At 53.4% G+C, this 12,120-nt stretch carries 12 protein-coding genes; 7 read left to right on the forward strand and 5 right to left on the reverse strand.

What is annotated here, in order from left to right:
• The first annotated feature begins 7 nt into the window (after positions 1 to 7).
• From MLD66_RS10670 to MLD66_RS10680, 3 genes are all read left to right on the forward strand, one after another.
• Positions 8 to 418, forward strand: coding sequence for a hypothetical protein (locus MLD66_RS10670; protein WP_247217708.1), 411 nt, complete (start codon positions 8 to 10; stop codon positions 416 to 418).
• 98 nt (positions 419 to 516) lie between these two features.
• Positions 517 to 933: a nuclear transport factor 2 family protein gene (locus MLD66_RS10675; RefSeq protein WP_247217710.1), complete on the forward strand. Its 417-nt coding sequence runs from the start codon at positions 517 to 519 to the stop codon at positions 931 to 933.
• Positions 934 to 1,185: 252 nt separating this feature from the next.
• Positions 1,186 to 1,626: a hypothetical protein gene (locus tag MLD66_RS10680; protein ID WP_247217712.1), complete on the forward strand. Its 441-nt coding sequence runs from the start codon at positions 1,186 to 1,188 to the stop codon at positions 1,624 to 1,626.
• A 418-nt stretch (positions 1,627 to 2,044) separates the two neighbouring features.
• Here MLD66_RS10680 and topA read toward each other — a convergent pair whose 3' ends face one another.
• Complete coding sequence (topA, locus tag MLD66_RS10685) at positions 2,045 to 4,669, reverse strand: type I DNA topoisomerase (protein WP_247217714.1); 2,625 nt, start codon at positions 4,667 to 4,669, stop codon at positions 2,045 to 2,047.
• 50 nt (positions 4,670 to 4,719) lie between these two features.
• A complete protein-coding gene (locus tag MLD66_RS10690) occupies positions 4,720 to 5,709 on the reverse strand; it encodes a DUF456 domain-containing protein (protein WP_247217716.1) in 990 nt (329 codons plus the stop codon).
• Between the two features lie 169 nt (positions 5,710 to 5,878).
• Between MLD66_RS10690 and MLD66_RS10695 the strand changes: the two genes are divergently transcribed.
• The 3 genes from MLD66_RS10695 (at position 5,879) to rimI (ending at position 7,657) form a co-directional block, all read left to right on the forward strand.
• Complete coding sequence (locus MLD66_RS10695; RefSeq protein WP_247217718.1) at positions 5,879 to 6,388, forward strand: nucleotidyltransferase domain-containing protein; 510 nt, start codon at positions 5,879 to 5,881, stop codon at positions 6,386 to 6,388.
• Positions 6,348 to 6,818: a HEPN domain-containing protein gene (locus tag MLD66_RS10700; protein WP_247217720.1), complete on the forward strand. Its 471-nt coding sequence runs from the start codon at positions 6,348 to 6,350 to the stop codon at positions 6,816 to 6,818. Before MLD66_RS10695 ends, MLD66_RS10700 begins: the two co-directional genes overlap by 41 nt.
• A gap of 389 nt (positions 6,819 to 7,207) precedes the next feature.
• Positions 7,208 to 7,657 carry a ribosomal protein S18-alanine N-acetyltransferase gene (rimI, locus tag MLD66_RS10705; RefSeq protein WP_247217722.1) on the forward strand — a complete coding sequence of 150 codons (450 nt, stop codon included), beginning with the start codon at positions 7,208 to 7,210 and terminating at the stop codon, positions 7,655 to 7,657.
• Between the two features lie 209 nt (positions 7,658 to 7,866).
• Here rimI and dprA read toward each other — a convergent pair whose 3' ends face one another.
• Both dprA and MLD66_RS10715 read right to left on the reverse strand, forming a co-directional pair.
• Positions 7,867 to 8,946 (reverse strand): DNA-processing protein DprA, encoded by a 1,080-nt coding sequence (gene dprA / locus MLD66_RS10710; protein ID WP_247217724.1) that lies wholly within the window; start codon positions 8,944 to 8,946, stop codon positions 7,867 to 7,869.
• Positions 8,946 to 9,485 carry a peroxiredoxin gene (locus tag MLD66_RS10715; RefSeq protein WP_247217726.1) on the reverse strand — a complete coding sequence of 180 codons (540 nt, stop codon included), beginning with the start codon at positions 9,483 to 9,485 and terminating at the stop codon, positions 8,946 to 8,948. Before MLD66_RS10715 ends, dprA begins: the two co-directional genes overlap by 1 nt.
• 59 nt (positions 9,486 to 9,544) lie before the next feature.
• On the opposite strand from MLD66_RS10715, the gene MLD66_RS10720 reads away from it, so the two are divergent.
• Positions 9,545 to 11,107, forward strand: coding sequence for an NAD(P)H-hydrate dehydratase (locus MLD66_RS10720; RefSeq protein WP_247217728.1), 1,563 nt, complete (start codon positions 9,545 to 9,547; stop codon positions 11,105 to 11,107).
• On the opposite strand, the gene ilvC is transcribed toward MLD66_RS10720, so the two are convergent.
• Positions 11,093 to 12,088 carry a ketol-acid reductoisomerase gene (ilvC, locus tag MLD66_RS10725; protein WP_247217730.1) on the reverse strand — a complete coding sequence of 332 codons (996 nt, stop codon included), beginning with the start codon at positions 12,086 to 12,088 and terminating at the stop codon, positions 11,093 to 11,095. The genes MLD66_RS10720 and ilvC overlap by 15 nt on opposite strands.
• Positions 12,089 to 12,120: the final 32 nt, after the last annotated feature.

Genomic DNA, 12,120 nt, shown 5'->3' on the forward strand with positions numbered 1-12,120 from the left:
GTCACTGATGAAACAAAATCCCCTGCGTAACATTGACCAACTCACGCTCATCATGGCACCAGCGCAATGTGTGAACGATGTCGTTTCCGCTTACACCGCATATCTAAAAATTGCTGAACAGGAGCAAACCAAACGGGAGCAAATTCGCACCTGGAAAGAAACAAATTTAGCCCAGATTCAAACCCTCCGTACCGCTTTAATCACCTATTTAGAGCGGGCATTTGATGAACGCAAAGTCTATTTTCAGGAGACCTTTATTCGCATTGACCAAGCGATGGCGCAGGGGGACAATCAACAGTTAGCTTTGCTATTGGATAATATGCTCAAAGTCGCCCAGGCGAGTCCTTTTAGAGATTTAGCCAATTTAGCCCACGTCCAGCAGGCACTGGCTGACCCCAATCATGTTTGGGAAATTTAGAAGATACAAGCCAATTTTTTAATTTTTTTACGAGTCACGGCTTGATTCATGAACCGATTGTATATTAGGAGCAACCGTCTGGGGATGCCAAGGTACTGATGAACGACCCGGCTTTTGCTGAATTTCGTGCCGTCGTTGCCCAAGCCAATCGGGAGATGGTACAGGGAAATCCTACCCGTCTTAAAGCAATTTATTCTCATCAAGAGGACGTTACGATTCTCGGGGGATTTGGCGGTGTGGAACGGGGGTGGTCGCAGGTGGAACCCCGCCTGGATTGGGCGGCCAGTCAATTGCAGGACGGCACATTGACCGAAGAAACAGTGAGTATGGGGGTGGGGACAGAATTGGCTTACACGGTAACCATCGAGCGGAACTGGGTGCGCTTGGACAACAATCCGGAACCCCAGCCTCTGGAACTGCGGGTGACCCAAATCTTTCGCCGGGAGTCGGGGCAATGGCGGTTGGTGCATCGCCATGCCGATCCTTTGGTACATAAGCTTTCCCCGCAAACCTAACCCCCCACTGCCCTGGACTTAATACTGGTGAATTTTAGCTATCAACGCATCACGATACACGATATAGCAATACTAAATGAGAATGGAATAAGGGTCGCAGGGGCACCCCCCCGTCCTTGGTTCTGGGGAATTTCTGTATGCCTACGGCACGCAAGCTAATGCCAATCGAATAGGACTGCTGTATATTTACATTTCCATTTTGTACTGCTAAACTAAAGGATAAATTAGTGCTACTGTGGGGAGTGAGTAACGATGAAAAGCATTAAGTATGGAATGGTGATAGCGGTGGGAATGCTGGGTGCGCTCCTGTCTGTACCGCCAACGTATGCACAAACTGAACGTTCGATTGAATATCAGTTAGCCCTGTTGGGAAGCGACCAACCCAGCCAGGCGGTGGCTTCTGCTAATTCCATTTCCCGGTTTCGCACGGTTTTGGATGAGTTGTCCCTGAATTATCGCCAATCCCGAGAAGAAATGGGTTATGCCACCATTGCCATGTGGAAAAAGCTCCAGGAACAAAAAGTCCCAGCCAGTTTAGTAGAAATGCTGGATGGTATGAATTTGGTTGCCAACGGGGAAGCGGGTAAACAGGATTTTATGCGGAATATGACCCTCTACTATGCGCTGAGGAGCCGGGGGATGTCCCACAAACAAACCCTGCGCCAGATGCTCTTGCTCACAGGCACAAAATAACCCCAGCAATTTCCCCCAAGGGCACCTCTATTTATTCACAAGACCAGCACAAAAGAAAGGTAAAGCACTTAACTGAATTTAGAACACCGGTCGCAGGGGCACCGCCCCCGTCCTTGGTTCTGGAAACTTTCTATATGCCTACAGCACGCAAGCTAACGTTCATCGAATCAGATCGCTATAGCAATACTAAATGAAAATGGAATAGGGGTCGCAGGGGCACCGCCCCCGTCCTTGGTTCTGGAAACTTTGTGTATGCCTACGGCACGCAAGCTAATGTAAATCAAGTAGGATTGCTATAGAATGTCGCAAACTTGTTGGAAATTACTATAAAACTGGCAATTGTGGTGTTGCCCCAGTACGACTGGATTGACCTGGATGGCGATAACAATGACCTCTTTCAGGTCAGGCGGGGTCAAAGTTAGCTTTTTTTGCGGCGACTGGTGGTCTTTTTGCGGGGATTTTGGCTCCGGGCGGCTAACAATTCCACTGCCTGTTCCAAAGTCACCGTTTCCGGGGTGGTGCCCTCCGGTAAGCCCGCATTCACCTTGCCGTGTTTGACGTAATAGCCATAGGGACCTTGGTAAACGTTCACCGGCTGTTGATCCTGGGGATGGGCACCCAGTTCCCGCAAGGGCGTGCTACTGCTCCGCCCCCGGCCAGCCTTGGGTTGCGCCAGGAGTTCTAAAGCCCGCTCCAGGGTAATGGTGAGGACATCATCTTCCGCTTTGAGGGAACGAAAGTCCTGCCCTTCCTTGCCCCGGTCGTGTACCACATAGGGGCCAAACCGCCCCAGACCGGCTTTGACTTTGCCGCCGTTGGGATGCTCCCCCAGGGTACGGGGTAAGGACAACAACCCCACCGCCATCGCTAAAGTCACTTGTTCCGGGGTCACCCCCTTGGGGAGGGAAGCCCGTTTGGGTTTTTTGTTGGTTTCCGTCGCTTCCCCCAACTGCACGTAGGGGCCGTAACTGCCGGTGAGGACGTAAATCGGTTCGCCGGTCTCCGGGTGCATCCCCAGTTTGGTGGGGCCTTCGGTTTTTTGCCGGAGCAATTCCTCGATCACCTGGGGGGTCAACTGCGCCGGGGTGAGGTCCTTGGGGAGGGAAACCGTGACCACTTCGCCATTTTGGGGAATTTCCACGTAGGGGCCGTAGCGGGTGCTGATGTGGACTTTGGCATCCCCCAACCCTTCGAGTTCCAGGGTGCGGGCGGTGGCGGGGTTAATCGCCTGGGCTTGGGTTTTTACCTGGCTGGCTAACCCCTGTTCCCCCAGATAAAATTCCCGCAGATAGGGCAACCAGGCGGTTTCCCCTTCGGCAATATGGTCCAGGGTTTGTTCCATTTTGGCGGTGAACCCGGTGTCCACTAAATGGGGGAAATTTTGCTCCAGCAGGGCGGTGACGGCAAAGGCGGTAAAGGTGGGGACTAGGGCGTTTCCCTCTAGCTGGGCATACCCCCGGTCCTGGATGGTGCCGATGATGCTGGCGTAGGTGCTGGGACGGCCGACTCCCTCGCTTTCCAGGGTTTTCACCAGGGACGCTTCCGTGTAACGGTCCGGGGGCTGGGTTTCGTGGCGCAGGGCTTCCAGGTGGGTGCATTGGGGCGTGTCCCCCACGGCCAGGGGCGGCAGGCTAATTTCCTGGTCCTCCAGGGCGGACTGGGGGTCGTCGGAGCCTTCCACATAGGCTCGGAAAAAGCCGGGAAAATCAATCCGTTTGCCGGTGGTGCGAAATTCCGCTTCCCCCGCTTCAATGGTCACGGTCAGATGGGTCAACCGGGCTTCCGCCATCTGGGTGGCCACCGTGCGCTTCCAAATTAAATCGTATAAGGCTAATTCCCGTCCGGTTAAGCCCGTCTCTTGGGGGGTGCGAAAATGACTCCCGGCGGGGCGGATGGCTTCGTGGGCTTCCTGGGCACCTTTGCTCTGGGTGGCGTATTGGCGGGGCTGGGGGCTGAGGTAAGGTTCCCCGTACATCTGTTGAACACATTCCCGGGCGGCGGTGATCGCCTGTTGGGACAAATGCACCGAATCCGTCCGCATATAGGTAATGTAGCCCTGTTCGTACAGATTTTGGGCAATCCGCATGGTCTCCCGGGTGGAGAGCCGCAGTTTCCGGTTGGCTTCCTGTTGCAGGGTGGAGGTGGTAAAGGGGGGCGCGGGTTTGCGCTGGACTTGCCGGGATTCCACGTCCCGTACCCGCCAGGTTGCCCCCTGGAGTTGTTGGCAGAGGGCTTCCGCCTGGGCTTGATCCAGCAAACGCACCCGGCGACGGGGGAGTAGTTCTCCGGTTTGGGGGTCAAAGTCCTGGCCGCTGGCGAGTTTCATCCCCCCCAAGGCCACCAAGCGGGACTCGAAGGGGGTTTGGTGGGCGGTCAACTGGGCCTTCACATCCCAATAGGTAGCACTGCGAAAGGCGCGCCGCTGCCGCTCCCGTTGTACCAGTAACCGCACCGCCACGGACTGCACCCGCCCGGCGGACAACCCCGGCCCGACCTTTTGCCAGAGCAGGGGGGACAGGGTGTACCCCACCAACCGGTCCAGAATCCGGCGGGTTTCCTGGGCGCGCACCAGCCCCTCATCCACCTGACGGCACTGTTGGAGGGCGGCTTGGATCGCCTCCCGGGTAATTTCGTGGAAGACCATCCGTTTCACCGGCACCTGGGGTTGCAACACCTGGGTCAAATGCCAGCTAATGCTTTCCCCCTCCCGGTCCTCGTCCGTCGCTAGGATCAGTTCTTTGGCTTCCTTGAGGGCGGCCTTGAGGGTGCTGACCACTTTCTTTTTGTCCCCCGGCACGATGTACAGAGGTTCAAAGTCCTGATGCACATTTACCCCAAGGGTGGCCCAGTCCTGGTTTTTCAGTTCAGGCGGAATGTCGCTGGCGGATTGGGGCAAATCCCGCACATGACCCATAGAGGCTTCCACCCGGTAATTTTCCGGTAGGTATTGGCGGATGGTGCGGGCCTTGGTGGGGGATTCCACAATCACCAGGGTCGGTTGGCCATTGAGGGACGGGTCAGCGGTGGTACGGGAACGGGGCATAGGTTAGAGGATGGGCGTGAATCGCAGGTGAACTTCCTACCTATTATGGGTTAGTTTTGGGAGTCCCCTTTCTTGGGATAGCAAAGTTCAGGGTCGGGCGGCAAGTCGGGCTGGGGGGTATTTGGGACGGCGACGGCCTGGTGCCAGGGGATTTTGCGCCCGAAATAGTTTCCCAAACGGGCACCGTACATTTGCCCCTGTGCCCCGGCGACCAAACGCCCCACCGTACCCCCAATCAATTCGCTGGTGGTTTCCCCGGAATGGTCAATTGCCCAAAGTTTATCCTCCTGGGCTTGCCCCTGTTTGATGTGTTGGTAAACATTCGTCCCCAACTGTCCCCCCACCGCATCCCCGACAAAATTTCCCACGAGCGCCCCCACCGGCCCCAAAGTGACCTGTCCCACCACGGTTCCCACCGCCGCCCCCACACTGCTCCCCATGTAATCCGAGGCCAACCGTTGCAGACGTTCATCAATTGTTTCCAGGGGTTGCCCTCCCGCCAGGGTTTCGCCCAAATGCGCCCCCACCACCCGCCCGGTAAAGCCGCCCATCTGGGTGCCAATCACCGCCCCCACGGGGCCAAAGGTCACCGCCCCCGCCACCCCCCCCAGGGCAGAGCCGACCACATGACCGCCCATCAACCCCACCATACCCCCCCCGATGCTCTGGAGTCTCTGGGGTTCGGGGATCACCGCTTGCAGGTGTACTGTGACTTGTTGGCTGACCCCCACCCGGTTTTGTTCCAGGCGGTTGAGGAACTCTTGCAGGGGTTCCATTTGCCCTTCAACTGTCGCCTGCGCCTTTTGCACCCATTGATTCACCAGGGCGTGATTGGTGGCAACGGCGGCTTGCACCTCGGGGGGGACGACCTGCTCCAGGGTCTGGTGTACCTGCTGTTCTAGGTTGTGTTGCGCCTGGGTCGCCCGCTCCTGTAAGGCATTCATGGTCTCCGCAATCTGCGTTTGGGTCTGCTCGGCGAGCTTTTGCAAATCCTCTAAGGTCTGGTTGAGCCAGGGGAATTCAGGCTTGGGGAACATCATGGCACGTCTAGAAAATATAGTTTAATTCATAATATTTTAGGGAACTAGGCTAGGGACAGCTTTATTTCACGGAAATGCTACAACTTCCACAAAGCGATGAAATAAACCGTGAGATATGCTATGATTAGATTATTATCCATAAGATTGACGTAACTACGACCTATTAAAAATGTTACCTCAGCAAGAATCTACTATTTTTCGGGATAAGGTCAGAACAGGAATATCTACAATCCAAGCTCAACTTATCGAAGAGGAAATTCACGCTTTATTCGGCGCTGATCTATGGGCTATAGTTGTGTACGGTTCCCGTGTTCATCATTTATGGGTCAATAGCTCTGATCTCGATTTATTAGTCATTGCTGAAAATATACCAGATTGCAAAAGCAGAGATGATTTATTGTTGAATACTTGTATGAAGTTGGAAAAATTATTTGGTTTTGAAGTAAATTTTACTTTACTAAAACCAATGGAGTTATGCAGACCAAACAGTTTAACTTACGAAATGGCTATCAATCACTATATAATTTATGAAAAATCCAACTTTATTACTCAGATTAGTGATACAGTAAATCAATTAATTCGTGAAGGTTTAATTAAGCGTAAAATATGTCGAGGGATTCCGTATTGGGTGAATAATAATGAGAAAGAAATTAGCAAGAGATTCCTATCAAAGGGCTAACTATCGCATACAAGCATTGTCATTCTTTTATGATGTTGGTGATTATGCCGATGTGGTTCGGATGTGCCAAGAAATTATTGAATTACTGATCAAGGCTTGTTTAATCATTAAGGGAATTAACTACGGCAAAACCCACGACCCAGGCGGTCAAATCGCCGAAAATAGAGAACGGTTCCCAGAGCTTTCTGATCAGGAAATAACCTTGATAGAAGATATATCGTTTGAGATTCGTAAAGATAGGGAATTGGCTTTCTATGGGGCGGTAGATATTATTCCCTTGGAATACTACAAACGAAAAAATGCAGATAAGGCTATTGCCTATGTTAATCAGATCAAGTCTTTTGTTGAAAAATGTTTTGGTTCAGAGGTGGGAATTGATATTAATCTCGATATGATCAACTTTATGAATGAGAGTGAAGCGATGGAATAGACAATAAATCCTATCTTGGCTTTGGTGTATTAAGATTATGAATTACAGTCTTTTTGTTGATTACAGGGTACAAATCGAATCCTTCCCATCAGTGTATGGACAACTCCCCCATACCCCAAAATCCCTGAAAAGACTGTAATAATAGCATATATAGCAATCCTACTTGATTAGTGAACAGAGATTTCCCAGAACCAAGGATGGGGTTGGTACCCCGGCGACCCCTGTGCTAAATTCATTTAGGATTGCTACAGATAGGAATCATGCTGTAAATTAACAGAAAACTATCGTGTTGGTACACAAGGATTACCAAGAATCAAAAATGAGGGTAGTGCCCCGGCGACCCATTTTTAGAGGTACCCTCGAGAATGTTTCCTGAATACTAATTCCCCATGTTGCGTCGTTTAACCCATCTGGATTTAGAAGCTGTAATTGAGTTGGATCATTTGGCTTTGGGGGGGTGGTGGTCTCCGGGGCAATATGCAGAAGAATTGCAAAAATCTCACACTTTATTTGTTGGTTGCCCCCAGGAATCCACCCTGCTCAGTATGGCAGTCGCCTGGCTCATTTTGGATGAAGCCCATATCGTCCTTTTGTCCGTACATCCTGACCACCGGGGTAAAGGTTTGGGGCGGTTAACCCTCAATTATTTAATAGAACAATTCCCCCCTGAAATTTGCCACATTACCTTGGAAGTGCGGTCGCAAAATAGCATTGCCCTCAATTTGTATCAATCCCTGGGTTTTGCTATTCTGGGTCGTCGTCCCCGCTATTATCAAAACCCTGAAGATGATGCGTTGATTCTGTGGCGGCGGCATGAATCTGGGGTCAGGGAAAATTGAGGTAGTTACCCTTTTTTTATTGGCTGAAATTATTAGCTAAAACTATAATTAGCAATAGAAAATCTCTATTTATGTGAACCAATCATCAATCCCATCGTGGGAATGCCCATCTTACCCAGAACCAAGGACGGGGGCGGTGCCGCTGTGATCCGTATTCTATTCTCATTTAGGATTGCTATAGCCTAATTTTGCGTGGAAATGATCCCCAATCAACGCTGATAACGCAGTCCCGGCAATTGGGTAATGTGACCGCTCAGTTCCAATTCCAAGAGGGCATTCGCCACCTGATCTGTCGGTTGACCAGACTGGGCGACAATTGCATCAAAAGTGATTGGCTCCGAGGAAATCAGGGCGAAAATCCCCGCCAACTCCGGGGGCACCGCTGGTGAAGGCTTTGCTAAAGGGGGTATGGCTCCCAATAGTTCCAGCAAATGTTCCACCCCCAAAAGCATCTGCGCCCCTTGGTTGATCAAATGCAAACACCCCAAAGCGGCGGGATTGTCCAGAGAACCGGGCAGAACATACACATCCCGATTGTACTGACAAGCTAATTCCGCCGTGATCAACGCCCCGGAGTGCAGGGGGGCTTCCGTAATCACAACTGCCCGACACAAACCCGCAATAATCCGATTCCGCCGGGGGAAATGGGTGCGCTCTGGTCCAGTTCCGGCGGGATATTCACTGAGCAAGACCCCCTGGGTAGCAATATCCTGGTGCAGTTGCCGATTCCCCGTCGGGTACACCTGATCCACCCCCGTGCCCAACACCGCCCAGGTGCGTCCCCCAGCCTGCAAACAGGTGCGATGGGCAGTGGTGTCAATGCCTGCCGCCAACCCGGAAACCACCCTCCAGCCCTGACTGACCAAACCTTGCACCAGTTTTTCTGTCCACTTGCGCCCATACGCCGAAGGCTCCCGGGTGCCCACCACCCCAATCATGGGCATTGCCCCGGTGCATTCCCCAGGTTGAGGATGCCCCGCATAGTACAAAATTGGCGGTGGGTCGGGAATTTCCCGCAACAGTTGGGGATAATTCGCATCCGCCGGTGTCCAGAAATGGGGGTTTTTGGCAATACATTGTTCATATAAAATCTGCGGGTCAAGCTGGGGACGGGTCGCCAGAATTGTGGTCACTAATTGCAACCCCAGCCCCGGCACCGCCAGCAATTCCTCCCCGTCAGCCGCCCACGCCCGCTCCAGACTGCCAAATTTTTGCCACAACCGTTGCAGCAACACCGCCCCGATCCCAGGGATTGCCCCCCAGGCGAACCAGTAAGCGGCTTCCGCCATTAACCCACCACGCCCAATTCGTCCAATTGCCGCAGGACTTCCTGGCTGTGGGTGCTGGGGTTGACCTTGACAAACCGTGCCCGCAGAATGCCCTCCGGGTCAATGATGAAGGTGTGCCGCAGGGAAATAAACCCCAACCAGGAACCATAGGCACGACTCACCGCCCCATCCGTATCCGCCAGCAGGGGAAATTTCAAGCCCTCGCTGTCGCAAAACTGCTCGTGGGAATCCACCGAATCCGCACTCACCCCGATAATCTGCACCCCCCGCACCTGGTACTGGGGCAAATCCTGCTGAAACCGGCGGGCTTCCAGGGTACACCCGGACGTAAAATCCTTGGGATAAAAGTACAGCACCACCCATTGCCCCCGCAGGTCGGTCAGGGAAATTTGCCGATTGTCCAGAGTGGGTAAGGTAAATGTCGGTGCCGGTTGACCCAGTGCTGGTAAGGTGCCCCCCAATGCCCACGCCGGTTGTCCCCAGGCGAAGTAGCCCCCCAAAGACACCGCCAAGCCCCCCAATAAAGTGCGCCGTTGCATGGGTGTTACCTTAAAAACAAACGGTTTTATTGTAGCCGATTCCCTGTTGGGGGTTGCAGATGAGGGACAGCCAAGGCTTAATTGACCCGGAAGCCCTGTTGGTGACGGCGGCACAAATGGGTTTGATTGAACAGGAATTGTTTGCCCACGGATTCCCCGTTGCCGCACTGATGGAAAAGGTGGCAGGAAAAATTAGCCAACGGCTCCGGGAATTGCTCCCCCCAGGGCAAAAAATTGGCTTATTGGTGGGACCTGGGCACAATGGCGCTGATACCTTGGTAGTGGCTCGGGAACTGTGGCAAAAGGGTTATTTTTTAATAATTCATCACCCCTTTCGCTCTGCCAAAGAATTGACCCTTGCTCATAAAACTTATGCCCATTATCTGGGGATTCCCGAAGTGGAAAATCTGCAAGAATTAAATACTTGTGATGTGTTGATTGATGGGCTATTTGGATTTGGTTTAGAACGGGAATTAGCTCCAGAATTAGTGGATTTAATCAATACAGTGAATGGGTGGCAAAAACCGGTGATCAGCATTGATCTGCCTTCGGGACTGCACACGGATACGGGACAGCCCCAACCCGTTGCTATTCGTGCCCAGCGCACCCTGTGTTTGGGGCTATGGAAACTGGGATTACTGCAAGATGTTAGCCAAGAATATGTGGGGATTTTAGAACGGATTGATTTTGACATTCCTGCCCCAGCGATTTGTAAAATTCTCGGCACTGCGCCCGCTCTCACCCGGTTAACCCCTAGAGCCATGATCCAGGCGTTACCCATGCCCCGCCCGACCGTGATCCATAAATACCAATGCGGTCATCTGCTGTTGGTCTGTGGTTCCCGTTCCTACCCGGGGGCAGCAGTCCTAGCGGCTTTGGGGGCACGCGCCAGTGGGGTGGGAATGTTGACCATTGCCGTGCCAGCATCCATCAAAGATATTATTACATTAGAAGTACCGGAAGCCATCCTGATCCCCTGCCCAGAAACGGCTGAGGGAGCCATCGCCGACCTACCTGGGGAATTAACCGCCTACGATTTCATTGCCATCGGTCCGGGATTAACCCGTGCTGCCCAGCGTATGGTTCAAACCTTATGTTCCACGCATTTGCCCATACTTTGTGATGCGGATGCCCTAAATATCCTTGCCCCCTGGTCGGGAAAACGCCCTGGATTTACCCTGCTCACGCCTCACGCTGGCGAATTTCACCGTTTGTTCCCCCAATTCAATCTCAGCAACCGTTTGGAGGCGGCACAACAGGCGGCGCAGATTGCCCAGGCGGTGATCCTGCTCAAGGGTGCCCGCACGATAGTCACCACGCCGGATGGTCGTACTGCCATCAACCCCGATAGCACACCAGGTCTGGCACGGGGGGGGAGTGGGGATGTGTTGACCGGTTTGCTCGGCGGGTTGTTGGCGCAGGGAGTGAAGCAAGGACGGGATTTGGTCGCCCTCACCCAGGCGGGGGTGTGGTGGCACGCCCAGACCGGCTTATGGTTGGCGCAACAGGAAGGGGAATTGAGCGTACATCCCCAACGGGTCGCCCAGCATTTGGGACAGGCTTTAGTGCAGATATGTGAGAAATTTAGGGATGAAACAGTACCCTTTCTAATCCGTTTTTAACCAACTGAACATCGCCCGCAAATCCCGCCCCACTTCCTCAATCGGGTGTTCCGCTTCCCGCCGCCGCATGGCTGTAAAGCCCGGTTTTCCCGCTTGGTTTTCCAGGACAAACTCCCGGGCAAATTGACCAGTTTGGATTTCCGTGAGAATTTTCCGCATTTCCGCACGCACCCGCTCATCAATCACCCGTGGACCCCGGGTGTAGTCCCCGTATTCCGCCGTGTTGGAGATGCTATCCCGCATCCGTGCCAAGCCCCCCTCCACGATCAAATCCACGATCAATTTCACCTCATGCAGGCATTCAAAATAAGCCAATTCCGGCTGATAACCCGCCTGCACCAGGGTTTCAAACCCCGCCTTGATCAGGGCAGTCAACCCGCCGCACAGCACCGCCTGTTCTCCAAACAAATCCGTCTCGGTTTCCTCCCGAAACGTGGTTTCCAAAATCCCCGCCCGGGTGCCGCCAATGCCCTTGGCATAGCTCATCGCCCGTTCCCTCGCCTGCCCCGACGCATTTTGATACACCGCAAACAGACAGGGCACCCCCTGACCTTGGACATAGGTCCGCCGCACCAGATGCCCCGGTCCCTTGGGCGCCACCATGATCACATCCACCTCCGGGGGGGGCACAATCTGAGCAAAATGAATGTTAAACCCGTGGGCAAAGGCGAGAATTTTCCCCGGACGCAGATGGGGCTGAATTTCCTGGAGATAAACCGCTTTTTGTACCTCATCGGGAAGCAGGATCATGACCAATTCCGCCTGCGCCGCCGCTTCCGCCACAGGTAACACGGGCAGACCTTCCGCCTGCGCCTTTGCCGCCGATTTACTGCCGGGGTAAAGTCCCACCATGACCTGCAAACCGCTGTCCCGCAGATTCAACGCATGGGCGTGCCCCTGGGAACCATAGCCAATAATGGCAATGGGCTTGGACTGCAAAAGGCTTAAATCCGCATCCGTGTCGTAATACATCCGAGCCATGCGCCACCTCTGGAGCAAAAGTAGTTATGGGT

The organism is Synechococcus sp. C9 (assembly GCF_022984075.1).
Taxonomy (GTDB): Bacteria; Cyanobacteriota; Cyanobacteriia; order Gloeomargaritales; family Gloeomargaritaceae; genus Gloeomargarita.

What these genes read in the sequence shown, in the direction of transcription:
- rimI (WP_247217722.1), top strand. Translation starts at nt 7,208, where the DNA reads ATGTTGCGTCGTTTAACCCATCTGGATTTAGAAGCTGTAATTGAGTTG.
- MLD66_RS10670 (WP_247217708.1), top strand. Translation starts at nt 8, where the DNA reads ATGAAACAAAATCCCCTGCGTAACATTGACCAACTCACGCTCATCATG.
- MLD66_RS10680 (WP_247217712.1), top strand. Translation starts at nt 1,186, where the DNA reads ATGAAAAGCATTAAGTATGGAATGGTGATAGCGGTGGGAATGCTGGGT.
- MLD66_RS10715 (WP_247217726.1), bottom strand. Translation starts at nt 9,485, where the DNA reads ATGCAACGGCGCACTTTATTGGGGGGCTTGGCGGTGTCTTTGGGGGGC.
- MLD66_RS10720 (WP_247217728.1), top strand. Translation starts at nt 9,545, where the DNA reads ATGAGGGACAGCCAAGGCTTAATTGACCCGGAAGCCCTGTTGGTGACG.
- MLD66_RS10675 (WP_247217710.1), top strand. Translation starts at nt 517, where the DNA reads ATGAACGACCCGGCTTTTGCTGAATTTCGTGCCGTCGTTGCCCAAGCC.
- MLD66_RS10700 (WP_247217720.1), top strand. Translation starts at nt 6,348, where the DNA reads ATGAGAAAGAAATTAGCAAGAGATTCCTATCAAAGGGCTAACTATCGC.
- ilvC (WP_247217730.1), bottom strand. Translation starts at nt 12,088, where the DNA reads ATGGCTCGGATGTATTACGACACGGATGCGGATTTAAGCCTTTTGCAG.
- MLD66_RS10690 (WP_247217716.1), bottom strand. Translation starts at nt 5,709, where the DNA reads ATGATGTTCCCCAAGCCTGAATTCCCCTGGCTCAACCAGACCTTAGAG.
- MLD66_RS10695 (WP_247217718.1), top strand. Translation starts at nt 5,879, where the DNA reads ATGTTACCTCAGCAAGAATCTACTATTTTTCGGGATAAGGTCAGAACA.
- topA (WP_247217714.1), bottom strand. Translation starts at nt 4,669, where the DNA reads ATGCCCCGTTCCCGTACCACCGCTGACCCGTCCCTCAATGGCCAACCG.
- dprA (WP_247217724.1), bottom strand. Translation starts at nt 8,946, where the DNA reads ATGGCGGAAGCCGCTTACTGGTTCGCCTGGGGGGCAATCCCTGGGATC.